We start from the raw sequence: 22,688 nt of genomic DNA, 5'->3' as shown, positions 1-22,688 counted from the left end.
ACGCTACGCCTGCCTTTTTAAGGTATGGAAGGTAGCGTGCATTTTATAACTATTTCACAAATGACAGTGCCTCACTAACGGGGAAAGCTTTTTTAAATGTAAACGCATACGGAGTTGCTTTATGCTCCCTGAGGTAAACCAGGCGCTCCACAGCTTCTTCCACCGTAGGTGTCTTGCCTTCCGGCACATACCACATAACCATGTGCATGGAGTCCAGCTTTTGAAACCACTCCTTTTTGCGTTTGAAAATTTCAACATGTGCTGACCGGTAAACATAATCAAACAGCGCATCCATATCGGTCCAGACAGACATGTTTACGATCAGGTAGTCATCCTCAAAGATCCTGGTGGAAGTGGCGTTATTGCCATCGCTTGTATACCGCCATATGAAGCCCGGGCTGTTATCCGCAAGTGCATTAATGGCATCAAGATTTGAAACAAAATCTTTCATTACCTCGCTGTCCAGTGGGGCCAGCATTCTGCCTATATTCAATTGTGCAAGCTGATATTTCATAAAATTCGGTAGATTTAATTGCAAATTTAGATGGGATCTTATGCACAGTCAAGAAGTTACGAAAAGGTTACTGGTTAAAAAATCAGCGCCTCCATTATTCAACCACCAATGTTCTGTAATAGCCACACTGAAATTGTTTGCTTCCAAGTGGAAGCCCTGTATTATTTGCTACCTGGCGGAAAGGCCCATGCGGTATAATGATCTGCACCGGATCATTCCTAATATCAGCAGGAAAATATTATCGGAACACCTGAGAGATCTGGAGCGGGATGATGTTATTATACGCGTGCAGCATGACCACAAACTGCAGAAAGTAGAATATACTTTATCTGACCGCGGCAAGTCGCTGCTGCCGCTGCTGGAACAATTGCAGGATTGGGGAATGGCTAACCTGGAAGATGTGTTGTCAATAAAAGAAATGCTGGAGCTGACCCTGGATTAAACTACTCTAAATCTATGGGCAGGTCCACACAGCAATGACCCTGTTCTTTAAGGCAGTGAATAATGTCAGCTGCCTTAAAGAAAGTTCCTTCAATCCTCATGATCTTGTCCTCGTCTTCCAGGTCAAAGTTAATGCACAGGTACGGATATTTTTGCAGGAGGTGATGGACGATATGCTTCGCCTTTTCCGTATATGCTACATCTGTTTTGAAAACTTTTACCATGATGGAATGTTGTACCTTACTTTTTTATTCCCAGCACCGTGAAAGGGTTAAAAGATATGCCTACATTGAAATAAAAAGCCGGGTCGGGAGTGGTCTGAAATACCGGATCCCCGAATGAATCCTCTTTCCTGAACACGCGGCCTGAGGGCGTTATTTTCATCCCGGTTCTTGCTGTGAGCACAAAATGCTTTGCTATAACATGCTCGTACATTAATCCAGAGTTTAAGTCTAATTGCCTGTACTCATACCGTTGATCAGTGCCATCTATATTGTACAGGTAAAAGGAAGTTCTGTCTATTTCTGTGCCCAGTGATATTCTTCCATTGGTAAAAACGTACTTTCTGAGATAGAGGCTTCTTGGAAGGATCATATCTACAATCAGGCCATTATTGAATTTATGTTCATAGGAGAAGGTAGGTAATACGGGGGTCTGAGAGCTGGGGTCGATATTAACGAGTAACCCTACCATTAGTTTGGTACGCTGGTTGGCCTTCAGGATCATGGTCCCGGTAAAGAGGCCTTTAACCCTCTCAAAATGTTTATCGCTGCCGTCAAATAAAATGCTGGAAGTATAGATGGTCCGTTTATTGAACAGCTTTGAAAAATAGGTGAAGTTAAGCGAGGAAAAAAGGTAGTGGAACTCATCGTCAACAGGCATGATGCCACCTACCGCCGGTTTGGTGATATCAGCTTTCAAAGCGGTGTACCGGTAACCCAGCGTGGCGCCCAGCATCCAGGTCTGTTTTTTTATGAAGTTTATATTTGCGCTCACCTTTATCTGCTCAAAACCGGTAACCCTGCTTTCGGGGAGCTGTTCTTCCCCTCTTTTTGAAGTATAGTTATAGGGTGATGTATGGATAAATTCAATATTCAGTGGACGGGAAATTGCAAATTTGTCGGCGGCATAGGTTTCTACCCGTTTGGATATATTCACACTATCCCGTGTTTTTGCAGGGATGCTGTCCCTGGTTTGCGAAAAACAAGCTGCTGATAACAGCAGCATACCTTTTGTTACTACTACCCTTTTTCTAATGTTCATGTCCTTTGTTTTAAGGTTTGATTAAGGCCGGAAAAAATTATTGTATAAATGCTGTACAGGTTGTGAGTATGTTTTGCAGTACTACACGAAACAAAGGAAGGAATAATACGATCGTTGTTTTTTGTTTTTATACCAACCGGGTTACATTTTATACTAAAGCCTTTTGGGGGTAAGATTTGGTAGGACAAGAGCGGGGTTTCGTATAATTTGCCATTGCTGCAGGTATATATCGCTTTATCTTTGTTTAAAGTTAAATTCTTCTTAGAGTATTATGGGAAACGATCGCCTCGAGCCAGAGAATACAAAAATTATACGGCTGATCGTTGACGATCGCTACAAGCTGTTACGGCATGCTGTGCTGTTGCTGGGCATAATGGTTATTATTTTATTTGATACTACATTCTTAGAGGAATCCGGTGGTCACATGTATTATCAAAGGATATCTCTGGTGTATGGCTCCCTGATATTTATGTGTTATTTCAATATGAATATCCTTGTTCCGAGGTTTTTTTTTAAGGGGCAATACGTGCTTTACCTGGCCCTCCTGGTGTTATTGGTAGTGGCATGTGAAATACTATTGGCTTATGCAATGGAATCCGTTTTTACCCCGGAACAATTAGCGGCCCGCCGGCGGCAACACGGCGTTGTTAAGGGATCTTATGAGGGCGCTATCATACTGATCGCGATCACGCTGGTCTCCACCATGATAAAGCTGTTCCAGCGGTGGATGCGGGATAGCGAAAGGATGGCAGAGCTGAGGAATATTACTTTAACCATGGAGCTAAGTGAGTTGCGGAACCAGGTGAGCCCGCATTTCCTCTTTAACATGCTGAATGGCATTAAGGCGCTGGTGCGTACCGATCCGGATAAAGCGAACCTGGTTATTATGAAGCTCTCCGAGTTCCTGCGTTACCAGCTTTATGAGAACAATGATGAAAGAATACTGCTGCGATCTGAGCTTAATTTTTTGTCGAACTTCCTGGACCTGGAAAGGCTCAGAAGGGATAACCTTTCCGTTAACATCAGCACAGAGATTGATCCTTCAATCCTTAACAGGATCTTTTTACCTCCCAGCCTGTTCACCATCTTTATAGAAAATGCCGTAAAACATAGCGTGGATATCAGCGGGGCAACATCCTACATCAATATCACACTGAAGGTAAATGGAGATAAGCTTTATTTCAGCTGCATTAATTCAAAGGATCCCGGTTATATACTTTCAGATGAGAAGAACCGCGGGTTAGGGCTGGCAAACATAAAAAGAAGGCTGGAGCTTTTATACGGCGATAACTATGTACTTGAGATCAGCAGCAGCACCACCACCTATAACACACAATTAACTATACCCATATGAACTGTATTATTGTAGATGATGAGCCGCTGGCAAGGGAAGAAATGCAGGCAATGATCAAAGAGGTATCCCAGATAGAAATACTGGGGAAATTTTCCAATGCTCCCACTGCCCTGAATTTTTTAAAAGAGAACGAAGTAGACCTCATTTTCCTGGATATTGAAATGCCTATGGTTACAGGGCTGGAATTTGCGACGCAATTGCCCCGGCAAACCCTGACCATTTTTACAACGGCTTATCCACAGTATGCGTTAAAAAGCTATGAGCTGGATGCTATCGACTATCTCCTGAAACCTATAGAAAAAACCCGTCTCGAAAAAGCGATCCACAAAGCAGAGATCTACAAAAAGCTGCTTTCAGATGATACGGAGAAAAATATTATAGAGGCTAACACGGCTGATTTTTTATTGGTTAAATCAGACCGGCGGTTTCACCGGATCAACTTTGGCGATATCAGGTTTATAGAAGGACTTAAGGATTATGTGGTGATCTATACCGGCAGCCAGAAGCTTATTACGGCCATGAATCTGAAAACTATTCACCAAAAGATGCCTGCGCGCCTTTTTCTACGGGTCAGTAAGTCGTACGTGGTGAATATAAACTACATTGATTCATTTGATCATCGCAATATTTATCTCGGGGCAACTGAAATTCCTTTGGGAGATGTGTACAGGAAGGACTTTTTTGCGGTCTATTCAGGGGGATCGCTTAACCCGGAGGAATAAGCGTAAAGCTGAAAGTAAAAAGCAGAAAGCTATTGTAATGACTTTCTGCTTTTTTGTCTTATGCCTTGCGTCATTGCTTCGCCTCCCTTCCCACAGTAGCCTCCCGGCTCCCGGCAATGACGGGACCTAATCATTTCAATTATTCATTATTAATTCTTTAGCAGGTTTTTTGCTTTTTCCAATTAAACCGTCTATAATAAAATACATGCTGGGCACTACAAATAGTGTAAGGATCATGGAGCTGGTAAGGCCACCGATAATTACCCAGGCCATACCGTTCTTAATCTCAGATGCTGCGCCGCTTGCAATGGCTATAGGCAGCATCCCAAACACCATGGCCAGGGTGGTCATTAATATAGGACGTAACCGTTCCTTGCCTGCTTCTACCAGGGCTTCCTGTACACTGTAACCTTCCTCTTTCAGCTTATTGGTAAAGTCCACGATCAGGATGGCATTTTTTGAAACCAGCCCCAATAACATGATGATCCCGATAATGGTAAAAATGTTCAGGGTTTCCATGGTCAGCGCCAGGGCTAACAATGCCCCGATAAGCGCTACTGGTATGGAGAACAGCACCACAAAGGGATACACCGCATTTTCATATAACGCCACCATAATAAGGTACACCAGGATAATAGCTGTAAGCAGCGCCAGCCCCAGGCTGCCAAAAGCATCGCCCTGGTTTTTGGAATCACCCAGGTACGCTACACTGATGCCATCCGGAATTTTTACAGACCTGGCTTTCTCCTTGATCTCGCTGGTAACAGTTCCGGTAGGCCGCCCAGCCACATTGGCCTGTACGGTAATAGCGCCCAGGCGGTCTATGCGCTGCAGGGTAGTTTCCCCAAGGTCTTCCGTTACTTCTGCAAACTGGCTTAATAAGATCGTTTGTCCATCGGCGTTAACAAACGGCAGGTTGCGCACGTTCTTAACATCAGAGCGGTTAAACTTGTCGAGGCTAACGAGAATGTTGTACTCGTTGCCTGCCTGTTTGTACTGGCTTTGATCATTGCCGCTAAAGGAGTTTTGAAGCGCAGCGCCCACCTGGCTGGCATTAAGGCCCAGCAGGCTCATTTTTTCCCGGTTCAGCTTAATATCTATCTCAGGCTTTTTATCCTTAACGGAGAGCTTTACGAACTGTGTGCCCGGTACTGCTGCTATTATTTTCTGATAGGCTTCTGCCACCTGGCGTACCTCTTTGAGATCTACGCCCTTTATGGCCACCTGTATAGGGACGCTGCTCACGTTTCCTGTTATGGAGGTAGCGGATGCGGAGAACTTAACGCCGGTGATAGAAGCGCTCAGTTTTTGCTGTATGTATGTGCCAAATTCTTCTGCTGATAAGCGGCGGTTTTTCTTATCTACCAGCGTTAAGGTAAGCTCTGCAAGGTTGGCATTGCTGCTGGTGCCGGCTACGTTTCCACTCACAAACCCGATGCTGGAAAATACCTTTTCAACTTCGGGCTGCTGCATGATTATTTTTTCAGCCTGTTGTACAAGCATATTGGTTTTATAGATGGTGGCCGTTGGTTCCAGCTCCATATTGATGACCAGGTCACTCTGGTCTGTTTTCGGGATAAATGAAGCGCCTATAAAACCGGTTGGGATCAACGCTATGGACCCAATGATCAGCAGCAAGGTACCTGACAAAAGCCATCTTTTCTTATGGAGCACTATTTCCAGCAGCTTGCCATAACCTTCTTTCAGGTTATTAAGAAAGTATTCAAAACCCAGGTTAAGCTTTCCCCAGAGCGTATTTTTCTTCAGCGCTTCCAGCTTACCGAAGCGGCTTACCAGCAGGGGGGTGATGGTAAATGAAACAAAGAGGCTCATAAGGGTTGAGCATACCACCACCAGGGAAAACTCCCGGAGTATGGAACCGATCATGCCCCCCGCCAGCGCCAGCGGCAGGAACACCACCACATCCACCAAGGTAATGGAAAGGGCGGTAAAACCTATTTCGTTACGGCCTTCCAGGGCCGCTTTCCGCTTATCCGCACCCATTTCCATATGACGATAGATATTTTCCAGCACTACAATGGAATCATCCACCAGGATACCAACTACCAAAGACATAGCCATTAATGTCATCATGTTCAGGGAAAACCCTAAGAGGTACATGGCAATAAAAGTGGGGACAATGGATGAAGGTAGCGCCAGCAGTACAAACATGGAACTTCTCATACTGTGCAGGAAAGCCAGCATTACAACTCCTACGATCAGAATGGCCAGGCCGAGGTCTTCTATTACGGCGTTTGCTGAATGTAATGTATAGATGCTCTGATCGGATGAAATATTGAATTTCAGATCCCGGGATCTGTATTGTTGTTCTATGCGTGTAAATGTTTTTTTAACCCCGGCGCTCACATCCACTGCATTGGCATCTGTTTGTTTAACGATCTGTATGCCGATGGAGGGGATACCGTTAATATGATTGATGGCCGTGGTTTGGGCCGTGGCATCCACCACTTCCGCAATATCCCTGAGATAGATGGCTCCCTGGCCGGGAGCTTGTTTTATGATGAGATTACGCAGCTGATCCAGTGAGCTAACATTGGCATCGTAGCGAATGGACAGCTGTTGGTTCTTTGTTTCAATGCTGCCTGCGGGAAATGAAAGATTGGCATTACTGACGGCCTGTGTTATTTGTGTAATAGAAAGACCATAGGAATGTAATTTTTCCTGGTTAATGTTAACCTGGATCTCGCGTTCATCGCCGCCAATAATATTCACCTTGCCCACACCCGGTACATTTTGCAACACCGGTCTAAGCTGGTTGTCTACAAGATCGTACAGGTTACGGGGACTCATGGTAGCAGTTACCCCGGCTTTTATGACAGGAGTTTCCTCCGGGTTCACTTTGTTCACCTGGGGTCTTTCGGCATCATCGGGCAGGTCGTTAATGGTTTGGTCTGCCTTGCGCTGCACATCCCGTTCCGCCTTGTTGATGTCGGTACCATTTTTAAAAGAGATGGTGATGATGGAAACGCTTTCCTGGGAAGTGGAGCTGATCTGGTCAAGCCCCTCCACAGCAGAAAAGGCATCTTCCAGCTTTTTAGTAACGGTTGTCTGCACTTCTGCTGCTGCGGCGCCGGGATAAAGGGTGCTCACAGAAACGGTCGGTACTTCTATTTTGGGAAGCAGGTTATAGTTCAGGCTAAGGTAGCACTGCACCCCGAAAAGAACCAGGACTGTAAATATAACTATGAGTAATAATGGCCTTTTAATGGCAATTTCAGTTAATGACATACTCCTGATCTTTATTTTGAAACATTGATTAACGAACCATCTTTTAGATTGATCTGCCCGGAAGTGATCACCTGCTCACCGGGTTGCAGGCCTTCAGTGACCTGGATATTGCTGCCATATTCAATACCGGTTTTTATACTGCGTAAAATGGCCTTGCCATCTTTTACCACGTATACGGAAGCGTCCTGGGTGCTTGCATTCAATGCTTCCCGCGGGATCAGCAATACATTTTGGGATGTTTTTCGGGAAAAGTCGGCATAAACAGAAGTGCCGGAACGTAAAGGCGCATCTTTATCATTCTCCGCGGTGATCTCTACCAGGTAGTTGTAGGCCTGGTTAGCCTGCGGGCTAATAAAAGTAACGGCGCCTGAAAATGACTTACCGGGATAAACGTCTGTTGTGAGCTTGATCTTTTCACCTAATGCCACCTGGTACACTTCTGCTTCAGTAAGGTTTACCTGTACTTTTAACCGGGAAAGATTTACAATAGTGGCTATCTCAGTACCGGCGCTTACATACATGCCTTCTTCAACTGATTTGATACTAATAATGCCGCTGGTAGGGGCTTTGATGCTGGCATCGGCTATCTGCCTTTCCAGCTGGGATGACTGGTTCACTGCATCATTATAGTTCTGGCGGATCTCATCTACCTTTTCCCGGGTGGCAGCATTCCCTGCCAGCAATTCAGAATAGGTTAGCAGATCGCTGCGAAACCTGGCTACATTGGAGGCTGATTTCTGCAGGTCAAGCTGCAGCAGCCGGGAATCAATAACGGCCAGCGTTTGTCCCTGGCGTACATTGTCGCCCAGGTTAAAGTGCAGGCGCTGCACATTACCGCTGCTTACTGATAAAACCTTTGCTTCCTTAAAAGGAGCCAGCATACCGGTTTTTACGATGCCTGTTTGCTGTATACTCTCCGTAACGGCTGCAACGGTTACGGGTATACGGATGTTTTCAACGGACGCTGGCTGGTTCTTCTCATTGATCTTTCTTTTATTGGAGAACAGCTTGAGTACGATCATCCCGGTTATACCGATACATACCAGGGTTACTATAAGTTTTTGTTTCATGGCGCTTTAAAGTGAATTATAAAAGGTTTTCAATGTTCCTGCTGCCTTTTCAAGGTCTATCTTAGCCAGGTAATAATTGTACAGGGAATTCAGGTAGCTGTTCTGTGCTTCCTTGAGCGAGTGCTGTGTATTCAGCCAATCAGTAAGGTCAGTGATGCCTTTTTGGAACTGGAGGTCCGTGACCTTCAGCACCGATTCTGCCAGGGCAATATTGCGCTGGTCATTTTCCACGTTGGCCTGCGCCTGCAGCAGCTTGGTGCGGTTGTTCTCATATTCCATTTTATACTGCCCTTCAGCCAGCTTCAGCTTTTCTTCCGCATTAATACGGTTAATCTCTGCCTGCTTATATTGGGCATTACGTTTATAGAAATCGAGAATGGGAATAGTTAGCTTCAAACCTACAGCGGAAAACGGCAGCAGTGTACTATAGGATTCCTTCAGGTTATTGCCAAAGCCTACTGCGCCATAGCGGGCGTAGGCAGTTAGCTTAGGAAGCGCTTCGGCCCTTATACGTGCCTGCTCTATTTGCAGCGCCTGTATGTTCACCTGGGAGAGCCTGTAATCAACCCTTGCTGTTGGAGAAAAGGCCCCTGCACTATCTTCAGGGAGTGCTGCAGGGATTTTTATGCCTGCTGAAGTATCTACTGCAAGCGGCTCATTAATGGGGTAACCCATTTCATATTTCAGCTCATTTTCAGCCAGCTGCAGGTTACTTTCTGCTACGCGGATCTGGGAAACGGTATTGTTATAGTCAACGGTAACTTTATCCTGATCTTTTTGCAATGCGGTTCCCTTACTTACCTGCAGGCGGTATATGGCTATCTGCTTTTCATACGTTTCTTTATTAACCTGCAGCAGCTCTAACTGCTGCCTGTACACGAAGATCTGGAACCAGGCCGTGCTGATGTTATAAATGATAGCTTCCTGGCTTTGCTGTATGTTAAGCTCCGCCTGCTGCCGGTTGTATTTATTGGCTTTCAGGCCGGTAAGCATGGATTGGTCATAGATCACCTGGTCAAGCTGCGCAGTGGCGTTGCTGCTATATTGCTTGCTTAAAGATACCTTTACATCATTGGGTCCAAAGATGCCTGCAGGGATCACTGTTTGCTGTAGCTTAAGATTGTCATCCAGTGTGGAGGTGAGGCTCACCCGCGGCAGGTAATCGGCCAGCGCTTCTTTTGCCTTAGCGTCAGCAGCCCGCTTTTCATTGGCATAAATAGTGTTGTTACGGTTATTTTTCAGGCCATAATCAATGCATTGTTTTAAGGTCCAGTTATCCTGGGCGTTAACCTTTAATGCAAAGCTGCATAAGAATAGTACAATGATTTTCCGGTTCATATGATCTTCTTGCTCATCTTACTTTTACAACCGCTGAAATAGTAGCTGTTTTAGTTAGACGGGCCAAAAGTAGCCGGTGCAGGGATCGGTATTTTGCTTATTATACGAACCCTGTTCTTTCTTATACAAACCATATTCAGGCTACTACCTATTATTTCCGGGATCAGGGGAGCTGAACACTTAAAGGGTGAAGCGTAGTATTTGTAGCGGCGAAGAGTTGCAGAAATTGTTTTAAGCACAGCAAAGAACCGGCTGCGCCATTACCAAGCATAAGCAGGAGAGGGGTATGTGGCTAATATTTATGAGATCAGGTTAAAGGATACCAGCACGGTTGTAACACTTACGCAGATCAGCCCAACCAGGAAAACATAGTCGGCCACCCTTTCCAGCTGTTCGCTCTTTCGCTCATGATCCGCACGCATGGACAGGAACGAAAGTAAACAGCTGGCCATTAATAACAGCGCGGCAACCCCGGTACTATCATCAATGAGGGTGCCATTATTAAAATGCATGACTTTGATAGAGGTGAGCACTATTAAACAAAACCCCAGCAGGTTCGTAGATGTATTGAGGATATGTGGTGATTTGCTTCCATTCGCCATAACACGCCTGAATTAAAGCGGAAAGTTACTGAAAGCCATGGTTTCAATAAGTTTGCGGCAAAAGTTATAAGCAAATTTTAAGGTGCAGCTATACCACTTTTAAAGATTTTTTAACATCTCACCATAAAAGATCTTAAATAAGCTGACCGGGAAGTTAAGCAGGGACTTAATTAGCCAAAGAACGGATCTTTCCATCATCAAGCGCTTGCCATTATAACGGATCAATTTTATTGGTCAGCCTATAACTGCTTATACTGAACTATCAATCAGGGAAACGCATGATGAGGGATTGGGTTTGTTCACTAATTTATATTAATTTAAAGGTATAATTTAGGTTGTGTGAAGCGTAGCGTATACGTGTTTCGCGGTTATGGCTACTAAACAAGGGACAAATTCCATACTTGCTAATAAATTTATTGAACCCCGGCATTATTAACTCCAAAATTACATTACAATGAATCCAAACAAAACTTTGTGGGAAAAGGGTGATTTTACCCGTATAGCTGAAACCATGCGGGAAAGCGGCGATGCGCTGGTAGCTGACCTGGGAATTAAACCGGGGCTTCAGGTGCTTGATCTCGGTTGTGGAGACGGCACTACCGCACTGCCGGCCGCAAGACTAGGCGCGCAGGTATCAGGCGTTGACATTGCAGCGAATCTTGTAGAGGCAGGAAACAACCGGATTAAGAAAGAGGGACTTACCAATTGTACTATCCAGGAGGGCGATGCCACTGACCTGCATATGCTGGCAGATCATAGCTTTGACCTGGTGATGAGCTTTTTTGGCGCTATGTTCGCGCCAAAACCGTTTGATGTTGCCAGAGAAATGGTGCGTGTTACACGCCCGGGCGGAAGAATAGTGATGGGAAACTGGATCCCCGGCGATCCGACGCTGGTAGCACAGATCCTAAAGATCAGCTCCGCTTATACGCCGCCGCCACCGGAAGGTTTTGTAAGTCCCATGCTATGGGGTGTTGAGAGCAATGTGATCGAACGTTTTAACAGCGCCGGTATAGCAAAGGAGAACATTAGCTTTTCTAAAGAGACTTTTACATTTAATGCGCCCTATTCACCTGCGGAATTTGTTAAAAATTTCAGGGACTATTACGGTCCTACTATGAATGCTTTTGAAGCTGCTGAAAAAAATGGCAAGGCCTCAGAGCTGCAGGCTGAGTTAGAGGCTTTGTTTAACAGTCAGAACAAAAGCAGCACAGGGAATACTTCTATTCCGGCTACTTTTTTAAAGGTAACTGTTAGCTGTTGAACCTAAAAAAACGGTTTATTCAAAAGGGTAGCAGGATAGTGTAGGATGCGGAATGCATACAGACCCTTATATTGGGTGCTCATTCTAATTCCACGCATTAATGAACAGATTCTTTTCTGCGGTACTCGCGCTTTGCAGTTTCTTACTGACCGAAACCAGCTACGCCCAATCTCCGGTAAGCAGGCCATGGAATGCCAACTGGATAGCGGCGCCCAATGACCCGGGCACCGGGTATGGGGTTTATTATTTCCGGAAGAATATTGATCTCGCCGTTAAACCTGCCAGCTTTATCATCCATGTATCTGCCGATAACCGTTATAAATTGTATGTAAACGGTACACTGGTATCTTTAGGGCCGGCGCGCGGAGATACCTATTACTGGAATTATGAAACGGTGGACCTGGCGCCTTACCTGGTTGCCGGCAAAAATACAGTGGCGGCGCTGGTGTATAATGAGGCCGATAACCGCCCGGAGGCGCAGATCACCCTAAGAACCGCATTCATTGTACAGGGAAGCACTTCCGGTGAAGAGATCCTGAATACCAATAATACCTGGAAATGTACCCGGGATAAGGGCTACCAGCCTGTTACAGGCTTTTTTGCCGCCAGCACCGGTGAGCTGGTTGATATGCGGCAATCTGTTCATGGCTGGATGACTGCTGGTTTTGATGACAACAGCTGGCCGCAGGCCGCTAATTTATTCGGAGGCCGTTTAAAGGGTGGGGGTGATGGATATGGCTGGATGTTGGTGCCTTCCTCATTGCCCCAGATGGAGTTGGCTTACCAGCGGCTGCCTGTTGTGCGTAAAGCAACCGGCATCAGCCTGCCTGCTACATTCCCGGCAGAAAAAACAACCATTACCATTCCTGCCGATACTACCGTCTCTTTCCTGCTGGATCAAACCTACCTGACTAATGCATACATCAACCTGAACTTTAGCAAAGGCAGGGATGCGGGTATTTCCATGCGGTATGCTGAATCGCTTTTTGATGATGTAAAAAAGTATGGCGACCGCAAAGGCAACCGGAACGATGTGGATGGCAAAGACTTTAAAGGACGAAAGGACAGCCTGATCTCCGATGGCAGTACCGGCCAGTCTTATACAACCCTTTACTGGAGAAGCTTTCGTTATATCCTGGTAACGGTGCATACCGAAAAAGAGCCATTGGTAATAGATGATCTTTCCGGCGTATTTACGGGCTATCCGTTTAAATTCAACGCAGCCTTTAATACAGACAATGCTGAAATAAAAAAGATCCTGGACATAGGATGGCGTACCGCCCGCCTGTGCGCCATGGAAACCTATTGGGATTGCCCTTATTATGAGCAATTGCAGTACATAGGAGATACGCGCATACAGGCCATGATCAGCTACTACAATAGCGGCGACGACCGGCTGGCGCGCAATGCCATTAACCTGATGGACCATTCCCGTATAACAGAAGGCGTTACGCAAAGCCGCTGGCCTACGCATAGTACACAGATCATATCCACCTTTTCCTTATGGTACATTGGTATGCTGCATGATTACCGGATGTACCGGTCAGACAGCAGCTTTCTAAAAGATAAGCTGACCGGCGAACGCGCTGTGCTGGATTTTTTCAGCAAATACCAGGGGGCAGATGGTTCGTTAAGAGGCACGCCTTACTGGAATTTTATAGATTGGGTTGGAGGGAAAGGATGGGATTTTGCCATGGCCCCCAAAGGCAGCGATGGTGCATCGGCCATCCTGGACCTGCAATTGCTGATGGCTTACCAATGGGCTGCTGAGCTGGAATCCGGCATGGGTATGCCGGCATATGCTGCGCTATACCGGCAAAAAGCTGCACAATTAAAACAAACCATCCAGGCCAAATATTGGAATGCATCCAGGAAATTGTATGCAGATACGAATGAAAAAGATGTGTATTCGCAGCATGCCAATTCGCTGGCCATATTGGCCGGCCTGGTAGATCAAAAGGACCTGCCTGCAGTGTGTAACAACCTTTTAAAGGATAATTCCCTGACCCAGTGCACCATTTATTTTAAGTATTACCTGCACCAGGCGCTGGTAAAAGGCGGCCTGGGAAATGATTACCTCAAATGGCTGGATGTGTGGCGGGATAATATTAAAATGGGGTTAACCACCTGGGCTGAAATATCCGATCTGCCAAACAGCCGTTCCGATTGCCATGCCTGGGGAGCCAGCCCCAATATTGAATTTTTCAGAACAGTGCTGGGTATTGACAGCGATGCGCCTGGCTTCTGTAAAATAAAAATAGAACCGCACCTGGGTGACCTGACCAATGTAAGCGGTGAAATGCCGCATCCGAACGGAAAAGTTGCCGTAGCGTATACATTGGACGGAGACAAGTGGAAAATAAAGATCGTTTTACCCGCAAAAACTACGGGTACGCTTATATGGAAAACGAAAAAGTATCAGCTTAAGGCAGGGGAGAACGAGTACGTTCTCCCTACCACTTTATCTGCACGCTGATGCCCTCCGGGCTGTTCTCGAACTCCATAAAATAGGTTCCGGAATCGGCGTCCCATTCGGTTTTTACGTCTTTCAATGTTTCGCCTGCGCTATTTTTTACGACAGTGCTGCCGGCCAGCGGGGCTGCCGGTAGCAGTACCCGCATGGCATTCAGGGTTTTTACAGGGCTTTTGGCCACAAAGCTATAGCTGCCGGCTGTTGCCTGCTCGTTATAGATCCGTGCGGCAGCAGCCAGCACTTTGGGTTGTTTCCTGTTTGCTACCCTGTTCAGGTTATATAACAATGCCTGTGTGCCGGGCGTTACCACTTTCTCTTTCAGCACGGGCAGCGTGGGATTGAACAGGTCTATCACAGGGCCTTTTACTGTGTAAGGCGCAGTTTCCATGTTTTCATCCATCACGGCAATGATGTCGTAGGGGCCTCTTTCCACGTACAGGTTATTTTTCATTTCAAGCTTACCTGCTGCAGCGCCTTTCTCATAGGCTTCCTTTACCAGGTTCACATATTGGCTGCCGGCGCCGGCCTGCATCACAAATTCTTTGGGATGCTGCCGCATTACGTACACCATTCCCTTTCCTGCTTTAAAGGAGCCGCCAGCATCCGCTTTTATACCCAGCAGTTTGAACAAATGTTCTGAGGGTGCTTTGTATTGATTGCCTTTGGTATTCCACCATTCCATTACTGACTGGTAAGGATCATCGTCGCGGCCGCAATAGATCAGCACTCCACCCTTTTTTACCCATGCTGCCAGCTGCTGATGCACATCCGCTGACATAGGTTTCATATTTGAATAGCTCATGACCAGCACTTTAATGCCCTTCAATGACGCCGCATAGGCCAGGTTTTCCATATGCACTGTCTGCACCGGTATGCCCAGCTTTAATAAGGGCAGCGTTTGTCCGTAGAAGTTAGAGAACTGCGGATCCTCAAACCCGTTGTGGGTAGGGAAGCGCTGGAACATCAGCGAGTTGCCCATCAGCACCCCGATGCCGTTCACGCCTGAAACGCGGTTATCTGATAAAGGCATATTGTTCAACGCATTCACCATGATCTGCATTTGCGTGGAATAATACCGGGGGATCAATACACTGCTGTCGCTGTTGGCTACCTTGTATGGCCGGGTATAGATGCGCTCCGGCCAGGGCATTACTTCATAATCCGCCACCATGGGATATAACAGCTCCGCGGTGAAAGTGGCCTCATAGTTCCGTTTGTAATCACTCCAGTCACGCGGCCAGTCTTCTATAGGGTCTGTAAGAAAGAACAGCTTTCTGCCGGTAGGCGCTGTCATGGATACCATGGAGCCGTATTCCAGGAAAGCATTCTCAAATACCCTTTCCTTTTGCACACCGTTGTAATAGACGGGTTCCCGCGAAGTGCCGGTCCATACCTGTGCAATGTACCCGTCAATGCCGGGCAGGGATGCCAGGCTGGCTTCCGGGCTCACTATTTTCCAGGAGGAGTAATTCACCAGCGAGTGCGTGGGGATGTACACTTTCACATTCACGCCCTTGCTTTTACCATATGCTTTTGCATAATCAGATACTTCTTTGATTGCATTGTAATACATATGGTATTTCAGCTTGTTGGAGAGGTAGGTGTTCTCCGCCGATTCATGCTGCGGCCTCCAGGGGAAGCCGTAATAATCCTGCCACTCTTTTTTGAACACTGCGCTGTAACCCGCCCTGGCCCAAAATTCCGGCTCTTCTAAATAAATGGAGCTGATGCCGGCGTCTATCACTTTTTTGATCACGCCTTTTTTCATGTATTCAACAAAAGATCTTTCCGGTACTATGTACGGCATATTATGGCCATGCCAGATGGTATCCCCGTTCTGCTGCACCTGTCCTACGCCAAGGTGCTGCTGCCCATCCCATTTACCGAAGAAGTAATCTCCGTACTGGCCCCAGGCAATGCCGGTCATAAAATGCGTATTATAACCACGCTCACGCCAGGAGCGTACACGTTCTTCAAAAGTTTGGCGGCTCCGGTCATTGGCGCCGTAGATGATGGCAATATCCGAGCGCACATCTATTTCAGGCATCCAGGCACTGCTGGTCTGGAACGCGGTTTTCTCTTTTAGTACGGGTTGCTGTGCATTAACAGCATAGGCAATACAAAGGCAATGGAAAAAGATCGGCACTCTTTTCATTCGTTAGTTTTTAAAATGGTTATCCGTTTTAATCGCGTCATTGCGAGGAGCGGGGAGGCTCCCCGCAATGACGTTCTTCTAAGGCACCTTCACCTGAATGGCTTCATTATAATTATACCGGTTGGTTCCTTCAACGCTATAATTAATACGGGCACCTGCACGCAGGTAATAGTTTGTATTGGCGTAAGGCAATGCCGGGGTGGTTACCGTAAGCGTTTGACCCAATACATCATTGGGATTATTGACTGCCACCGTATACCGGGAATCGTAATTATTATCCCCCACATTAAAGCTGGATGAATTTACATACAGGTAGATGTTGGTACATTCCTGCTGAAAAGCAGCATCTGTAGTACCTCTTGTTACTTTAAACTGCACGGTGATGGTTTTATCATTATTAACAACCGGCTTGCCGATCCAGGTCACTACCAGGAACGGCACCACCGTGAAGTTCTTTGTTACACTCCCGTTAATATCAACCGTGATGCTCCCGTTACGGGTAGTATCCCCGTTGCTGTCAGTTAAAACAAGCGGAATAAAAGGCCCCAGCGGCGTTACATTGTAGGTGCCGGCCGGCACCATTGCACATTCAAATTCGCCGTTCTGCTTGCAGGTAAAATACCAGGGTGTAGGACTGGCCTTGTAGCTAAGGTCCCGCATTCTGAAACGCACCCCGTTATCCCCCAGCTGTGTTTGCAGTCCCTGTCCTGTAACAGAGTCTGTGATGGCCCCTTTCAGCGTCATGCTGGGTTTTTCGTAATTGTCATATTTTGTACAGGCCGTAAAGGATAAGAGGCCCAGCATGCTGATGATAATAATATAATTGAGTTTCATTTTCCTGAATTGAATGAATGAAAAAGATCAATACCCTGGATTCTGAATCATCTTGGTGCTTGTTGAAATAGCAGCACCCGGTATTTCCTGGTAATACCACCTGGTATCAAATGTGTAGGTATTCCCGGTTTCGTCATACCGCGCGTCAAAAAAGTACTTCCCGGCAAGATCTGCGTAAAAGGGCATTAATGTGCGCCAGCGGGTGTTCGATTGCTCACTGGCTATAACCCTCCAGCGTTTAAGATCCCACCAGGTCTTGTTTTCAAAGGCCAGCTCTTTACGGCGTTCCTTACGTACGGCGCTGATGAAAGTATTTACGGAAGATTTTTCCTCCCCGGTAAGCAGTGTTGCACCGGCCCTTGTTCTTATTTTATCTATCGCTTCATATGCAGCGCCCAGGAAGGTGGCAGTTCCCAGGGACGCCAGCTCCGCTGCTGCTTCCGCACGTGTTAATAATACTTCTGCATACCGCATTTCAATCCAGGGCTGATCTGACCTGTTCTCTAGCACCTGGTCCTGGGTTAAGCTTTCATTCAGCCATTTCCGGATGGTAAAGCCAGACATAGCACAGGTTCTGTCGCCATAAAAAACACCGCTTGCGCCTGCCGGATTCATTTTTACTCCGTTATGCAGGGTATAGGCTGTCTGGCTGCCGCTTGAAGAAGTAACCAGCAAACCGGCGCTGCCGGAGTTCTCATATTTTACTGTACTGCCTTCAGGAATAAGCCTGCTGATGGAAGTGGTGGAATTACCTTTATAAATGCCTCTCCAGATCTGGCAGGGTACGCCTTTAAACAAATCGCCCGGAAGGATCACAGTAGCTCTTAACCTGGGTTCTGCGGTGGCAAAGAAATCCATGGTATTGTCGTAGAGCTTATACGTGCCGTCAGGGTTATATACATTCAAATGGCCCTTGTCGTCCTTGTCCATCCCGTCAAACATTTCAACAAAGTTCAAAGTAGGATTGGTTTCGGAAGAGTACCCGTTAGCGCCTTTATATTGTGCGGGCACATTGTAAGCATCGTACCCGTGCACGGATTCCGGATAACCGTATTCCTTCACAAAAATGGCTTCTGAGCTGGTGGGTTTGGAAAACAGGTTCAGGTAGTTTTTGTACTGCGCCTCCCGGTCATTGGCCGCCCACTCATTCATGTAAAGGGAATACCCACCCCCATCTACTGCCAGCGATGCTTCATATGCCTTGGTAAAGAAATCTTTGGCGAGGCTGGTATTCATGCCGCATAAACGTATACCTCCATTGGTTAAGTTACTGGTATTGTATTTGGCTATTGAGCCTGCATGCAGCATGGCCCGGGCCTTAAAGGCATACGCCGCATATTTATTAGCACGGCCTGCCTGGTTCTTTACCGGCAAAAGCGCTATGGCGCTGTCAAAGTCATTGGCTACCTGGTTCCAGGTAGCTTCTTCAGATGAACGGGCAATATCAATATCCTTGATGGACTCATCCGGATAATTCAGTACACGGGTTACCAGCGGCACGCCTCCATAACGTTTGGCCAGCGCATAGTACGTAAATGCACGTACGAAATAGCATTCCCCTTTATACATATTCACATTCTCTGCCGAATACTTGCTGGCATAGTTGCCAATGTTTTGCAGGAAGTAGTTGCACTCCCTTATCAATGCATAAAAATCGCCCCAGGTGTCCCCGTTATCGGAGGAGGTAGCTTCGGTAATGGAGCCGTTCACTTCCCGGCACAATGCTTCACCTGTCATGGAAGCAGGCACCCTGAGTACATAAAAGCGGTGAAAAAGGCGCTCGGGCCCATACCGGAAATCTTCTACCGGCAGCTCGCTGTAGATCCTGGCCATATACGATTTAAGACCGTCTTCAGAGCCAAAAATGGTGTTATCCTGAATAATGTTGGTGGGCGAGATATCCAGCTTGGTACATGAAATAGCCCAAAGACCCGCAACGAATAAGATGATATATTTGAATGTTCTCATGATCAGTGTTATTAAAGGTCGATGTTAAAGCCCAGGTTATAGGTTCTGTTCAGGGGATATACGTTCCCGTAGCTGTCATTTGGATGTTCCGGGTCAATGAATTTCATCCCGGACCACGTTTGTACATTGTATGCATTCACGTATACCCGCGCGCCTTTGATGCCTATTCTTTTCATCACGTGTTCGGGGATGGAATATCCCAGCTCCACTGTTTTCAGGCGCAGGTAGCTGGCGTTATTATACGCGAATGTTGAGTTACCCCTGGGTACTGTGCCGGTGTAGGCGTATTTCCCTTTTACCCATTGTGTATTGGGATCATAGGGATTGGCAGTTGGATCAACCGGGTGCCATCTGTCCATGAACATTTCAAGCGCGTTGGAATAGTTGGATCCCCAAATGGGTTCAGCCAGTATTTCAACATAATTTACCCAAACCTTTGCAGCGCCCTGGAACAGCAGGCTAACATCAAACCCCTTCCAGGAAGCATTCATGGTTAAGCCAAAGGTCATCTGCGGGCGGCCGCTGTAGCTGATGGGCTGCAGGTCCAGGTCAGAGATCATACCATCGCCATTCGTATCCTCATATTTATAATCACCCGGCAGGGTATTCTGATCATACTTAACCGGGCTGTTGGCAATTTCCTCGTAAGACTGGAACTGGCCTATGCCTTTGAAGCCCCATACGATATCTGAATAACGCTGATTGTTGTTATTGCGCCATTCATCATAGCCGCTGCCATAAATGCCCACTTCCTGGTGGGTGAACCGGGTGCGGGTGTATCCGAATGTTCCCCTCAGTGAATAATCTACCTCGCCAATGTGGTAGTGATGGTTGATCTCAATGTCAATGCCCCTGGTAAGATCCCCGTTAAGGTTTTCCTGGGGTAAGGCTGCTCCTACTACAGAAGGCAGGCTTACACTGCGGGTAGCCAGTAAGCCGTTGCGGTTACGCTGAAAGTAGTCTATCACCAATCCCAGCACACCGTTCTTTGTATTCAGATCCAGGCCAACATTAAACGTTTTAGCAGTGTACCAGGTAATATTTTTATTGGCTATTCCTGTGCTGGCAGAGGCATTCACAAAAGTTCCGTCAAAATGGGTACCTCCGGGCAATTCATTATTGTTACCGCCGGCAGGGTAGGTGTAGCCATTTAAATACTGGTAGGTAGATGCATTGTCATCACCCAGCACGCCATAGGAAGCCCTGAGTTTTGCATTGTCAATAAATTTGATGTTTAATGCTTTCCAGAAATTCTCATCTGTAAAACGCCATCCCAGGAAGCCGGAAGGGAAAAAGCCCCAGCGGTGGGAGGGATCAAATTTGGAAGATCCGTCATAACGAAAGCTGAACTCAGCCAGGTACTTCCCTTTAAAATTGTAATTGAGCCTGCCCACGTATCCTACATTGGCATAATCATAAAGATCAGCTGCATTGGTTGACATGCTTCCCAGCTGGTTATTACTGTTCCCTGCGGAGAGCTGATCCAGCGGGAGCGCTAATTCTCTTTGGGCATACAGGTTATCGCCTTTGCGGGACTGTCCTTCATATAACAGCAGCACGCTTACGTTATGCATGTTATTAAAGGTGCGGTTATAGTTCAATGAGAGCTGGCTTAGTATGGACTGTTTTGTATAATATTCCCGGCGGATGGTGCTGGGGCTCTGGTTTGTTACCGGCTTATAGTTGTTAGCCGCATCATCATAATCATACAGGTTATAGGTGCTTTTATAGGCTTTATTGTCAATGTTCTGGTAATCATAACCGAACATGCCTCTTGCCCTCAATCCCGGGATAAAGGGAACCGTATATTCCAGGCTCACGGCAGACTGGAACCATTTATTCCTGAATTTCCGGTAACCGCTTACATCCGCATTGGCCATGGCCACGGGATTGGAGCCGTCCACAAAACCGTTCTGCAAATAATCGGGATTGTTATTGGCATAGATAGGCTGAATAGCGGCCGACCTTTCCATAGAACGTATGATCCAGTCTGTATTTTCATAATTCTTGTCTGACTCGTCATAAATTCCGTTCAGCTGTACATCTACCTTCAATCTGTCTGAGATCTGGCCCGTAACATTCGACCGTAAATTATACCGTTTATAACTATTGCTGTTGCTGCGGAGAAAGGATTCCTGTGACAGGTAGCCCATGGATGCATAATACTGCAGCCGGTCAGATCCGCCGCTTGTGCTGATGGTATGCTGCATTTGCGGAGCGCTTTTTCTCAGCACAGCATCATACCAGTCCGTACCTTGTTTGGTCCCATTCCGGTAAGCTTCGATCTCGTCCGGTGAGTAGCGTAACGTTCCTCCGCTTTGATTGTGCATGGATTTTTCATTTGCAAGCGTCATCCAGTCAGCTGCGCTGGTGCTTTTGGGGGAACCGATAGGCGTTTGCAGCCCGAAGTTAGCGCTGTAGCTGATCCTGGTGGCGCCTACCTTGCCCCGCTTGGTGGTGATCAATACTACGCCGTTGGCTGCACGAACGCCATATACGGATGCTGCTGCGTCTTTTAATACGGATACGCTTTCTATATCTTCAGGATTTAACCTCGACATATTATCGCGCGGAATACCGTCAATGATCACCAATGCATCGCCCAGGCCGCGGATGTCAAATGTATTATTGAAGGTTCCCGGCTCAGAGGATCTTTGTACAATACGCACGCCGGCAAGCTTACCGGTAAGCATATTCATTACGTTCTCATTTTTGGTAACGATGATATCGGCGCTCTTTATGGAAGTGATAGCGCCGGTAACGGTTGCCTTTGTTTGCTGGCCATAACCTACTACCACTACCTCGCTTAAAGCCTTGTTCTCTGCGGTTAGCTGTACATCCAGTGTAGTGCGGTTATTCACCGGCACCTCCCGGGTAGCGTAGCCGATAAAGGTAAATACCAGCGTTTCATTACCTTCAGGAACATTCAGGATATAGCTGCCGTTAGCATCTGTGGTGGTGCCTTTTGCCGTTCCTTTAATGCCGATGCTTACACCGGGTAAAGGCTCATTATTTTCGTTGGTAACCCTTCCTTTTACCGTTATGGCCTGGGGCACAGGCGCAGGTGCGGCGGCTTTGGGCTTTACAATGATCGTCTTCTTCCTGATGGTATAATCCAGCGGCTGATCTTTAAAGCACAGCTTCAGCACATCATCTATCGGAGCATTGTTAACAGAAATAGTTACCGGCCTGGCGCCGGCAAGCATGGGTGTGTTGTACAGGAAATTGTATCCGCTCTGCTTTTTAAGCGCTTCCAGCACATTTTCAAGCGGTGCATTATTTTCTGTTAGCGTTATGCTTTGTGCAAATCCGGATGCGCATACCTGCATAAAGGCGGCCATGAAAAAGATAAGTGTAAGCCTTAGCTTAAGCGGGAGTTTTAATGGAACGCGGAATCTCCATTCTTCCCTGAAGTGTAGGTAGAATTGCATACATTGTTCT

General features: G+C 46.7%; 16 protein-coding genes. 5 read left to right on the top strand and 11 right to left on the bottom strand.

The genetic code is table 11. The features are described 5' to 3' along the window. Positions 1–49 precede the first annotated feature (49 nt). The gene (locus tag BMZ54_RS28330; RefSeq protein ID WP_089919882.1) at positions 50–514 is read right to left on the bottom strand and encodes a DUF3291 domain-containing protein; all 465 of its coding nucleotides are present in this window, start codon (positions 512–514) and stop codon (positions 50–52) included. 40 nt (positions 515–554) lie between these two features. Between BMZ54_RS28330 and BMZ54_RS28325 the strand changes: the two genes are divergently transcribed. Next, entirely contained in the window at positions 555–956 is a 402-nt protein-coding gene (locus BMZ54_RS28325; protein ID WP_089919881.1) for a winged helix-turn-helix transcriptional regulator, read from the top strand. A gap of 1 nt (position 957) precedes the next feature. Here the strand turns inward: BMZ54_RS28325 and BMZ54_RS28320 are convergent, their stop codons facing one another. Both BMZ54_RS28320 and BMZ54_RS28315 read right to left on the bottom strand, forming a co-directional pair. Further along, positions 958–1,179: a hypothetical protein gene (locus BMZ54_RS28320; RefSeq protein ID WP_089919879.1), complete on the bottom strand. Its 222-nt coding sequence runs from the start codon at positions 1,177–1,179 to the stop codon at positions 958–960. A gap of 16 nt (positions 1,180–1,195) precedes the next feature. Next, a complete protein-coding gene (locus BMZ54_RS28315) occupies positions 1,196–2,218 on the bottom strand; it encodes a DUF6268 family outer membrane beta-barrel protein (RefSeq protein ID WP_089919878.1) in 1,023 nt (340 codons plus the stop codon). Positions 2,219–2,489: 271 nt separating this feature from the next. Here BMZ54_RS28315 and BMZ54_RS28310 point away from each other — a divergent pair, with 271 nt between their 5' ends. After that, on the top strand, positions 2,490–3,572 hold the full coding sequence (locus BMZ54_RS28310) for a sensor histidine kinase (protein ID WP_202909384.1): 1,083 nt from the start codon (positions 2,490–2,492) through the stop codon (positions 3,570–3,572). Continuing rightward, positions 3,569–4,294, top strand: coding sequence for a LytR/AlgR family response regulator transcription factor (locus tag BMZ54_RS28305; RefSeq protein ID WP_089919874.1), 726 nt, complete (start codon positions 3,569–3,571; stop codon positions 4,292–4,294). The genes BMZ54_RS28310 and BMZ54_RS28305 overlap by 4 nt, the downstream gene beginning before the upstream one ends. 135 nt (positions 4,295–4,429) lie before the next feature. Here the strand turns inward: BMZ54_RS28305 and BMZ54_RS28300 are convergent, their stop codons facing one another. The 4 genes from BMZ54_RS28300 to BMZ54_RS28285 all read right to left on the bottom strand — a co-directional run bounded on the left by BMZ54_RS28300 (position 4,430) and on the right by BMZ54_RS28285 (position 10,553). Continuing rightward, a complete protein-coding gene (locus tag BMZ54_RS28300; protein ID WP_089919873.1) occupies positions 4,430–7,543 on the bottom strand; it encodes an efflux RND transporter permease subunit in 3,114 nt (1,037 codons plus the stop codon). Between the two features lie 11 nt (positions 7,544–7,554). Further along, the gene (locus BMZ54_RS28295) at positions 7,555–8,613 is read right to left on the bottom strand and encodes an efflux RND transporter periplasmic adaptor subunit (protein ID WP_089919871.1); all 1,059 of its coding nucleotides are present in this window, start codon (positions 8,611–8,613) and stop codon (positions 7,555–7,557) included. A 6-nt stretch (positions 8,614–8,619) separates the two neighbouring features. Continuing rightward, on the bottom strand, positions 8,620–9,951 hold the full coding sequence (locus BMZ54_RS28290) for a TolC family protein (RefSeq protein WP_089919870.1): 1,332 nt from the start codon (positions 9,949–9,951) through the stop codon (positions 8,620–8,622). A 299-nt stretch (positions 9,952–10,250) separates the two neighbouring features. Then, the gene (locus BMZ54_RS28285; RefSeq protein WP_089919868.1) at positions 10,251–10,553 is read right to left on the bottom strand and encodes a hypothetical protein; all 303 of its coding nucleotides are present in this window, start codon (positions 10,551–10,553) and stop codon (positions 10,251–10,253) included. A gap of 454 nt (positions 10,554–11,007) precedes the next feature. Here BMZ54_RS28285 and BMZ54_RS28280 point away from each other — a divergent pair, with 454 nt between their 5' ends. Continuing rightward, positions 11,008–11,817: a class I SAM-dependent methyltransferase gene (locus tag BMZ54_RS28280; RefSeq protein ID WP_089919866.1), complete on the top strand. Its 810-nt coding sequence runs from the start codon at positions 11,008–11,010 to the stop codon at positions 11,815–11,817. Positions 11,818–11,917: 100 nt separating this feature from the next. Next, positions 11,918–14,293, top strand: a complete 2,376-nt coding sequence (locus BMZ54_RS28275; RefSeq protein WP_089919865.1) for an alpha-L-rhamnosidase-related protein — start codon at positions 11,918–11,920, stop codon at positions 14,291–14,293. Here BMZ54_RS28275 and BMZ54_RS28270 read toward each other — a convergent pair. The 4 genes from BMZ54_RS28270 to BMZ54_RS28255 form a co-directional block, all read right to left on the bottom strand. After that, positions 14,271–16,445, bottom strand: a complete 2,175-nt coding sequence (locus BMZ54_RS28270; protein WP_089919862.1) for a hypothetical protein — start codon at positions 16,443–16,445, stop codon at positions 14,271–14,273. The genes BMZ54_RS28275 and BMZ54_RS28270 overlap by 23 nt on opposite strands. A gap of 78 nt (positions 16,446–16,523) precedes the next feature. Then, positions 16,524–17,279, bottom strand: a complete 756-nt coding sequence (locus BMZ54_RS28265) for a DUF3823 domain-containing protein (RefSeq protein ID WP_089919860.1) — start codon at positions 17,277–17,279, stop codon at positions 16,524–16,526. Between the two features lie 27 nt (positions 17,280–17,306). Next, the gene (locus BMZ54_RS28260) at positions 17,307–19,247 is read right to left on the bottom strand and encodes a RagB/SusD family nutrient uptake outer membrane protein (RefSeq protein ID WP_089919858.1); all 1,941 of its coding nucleotides are present in this window, start codon (positions 19,245–19,247) and stop codon (positions 17,307–17,309) included. Between the two features lie 11 nt (positions 19,248–19,258). Continuing rightward, the gene (locus tag BMZ54_RS28255; RefSeq protein ID WP_089919856.1) at positions 19,259–22,678 is read right to left on the bottom strand and encodes a TonB-dependent receptor; all 3,420 of its coding nucleotides are present in this window, start codon (positions 22,676–22,678) and stop codon (positions 19,259–19,261) included. Positions 22,679–22,688: the final 10 nt, after the last annotated feature.

Origin of the sequence: Chitinophaga rupis, assembly GCF_900109685.1 — a bacterium.
Taxonomy (GTDB): domain Bacteria; phylum Bacteroidota; class Bacteroidia; order Chitinophagales; family Chitinophagaceae; genus Chitinophaga; species Chitinophaga rupis.
The sequence above is the reverse complement of the archived record's forward strand: the minus strand, read 5'-3'. Positions and strand labels throughout refer to the sequence as shown.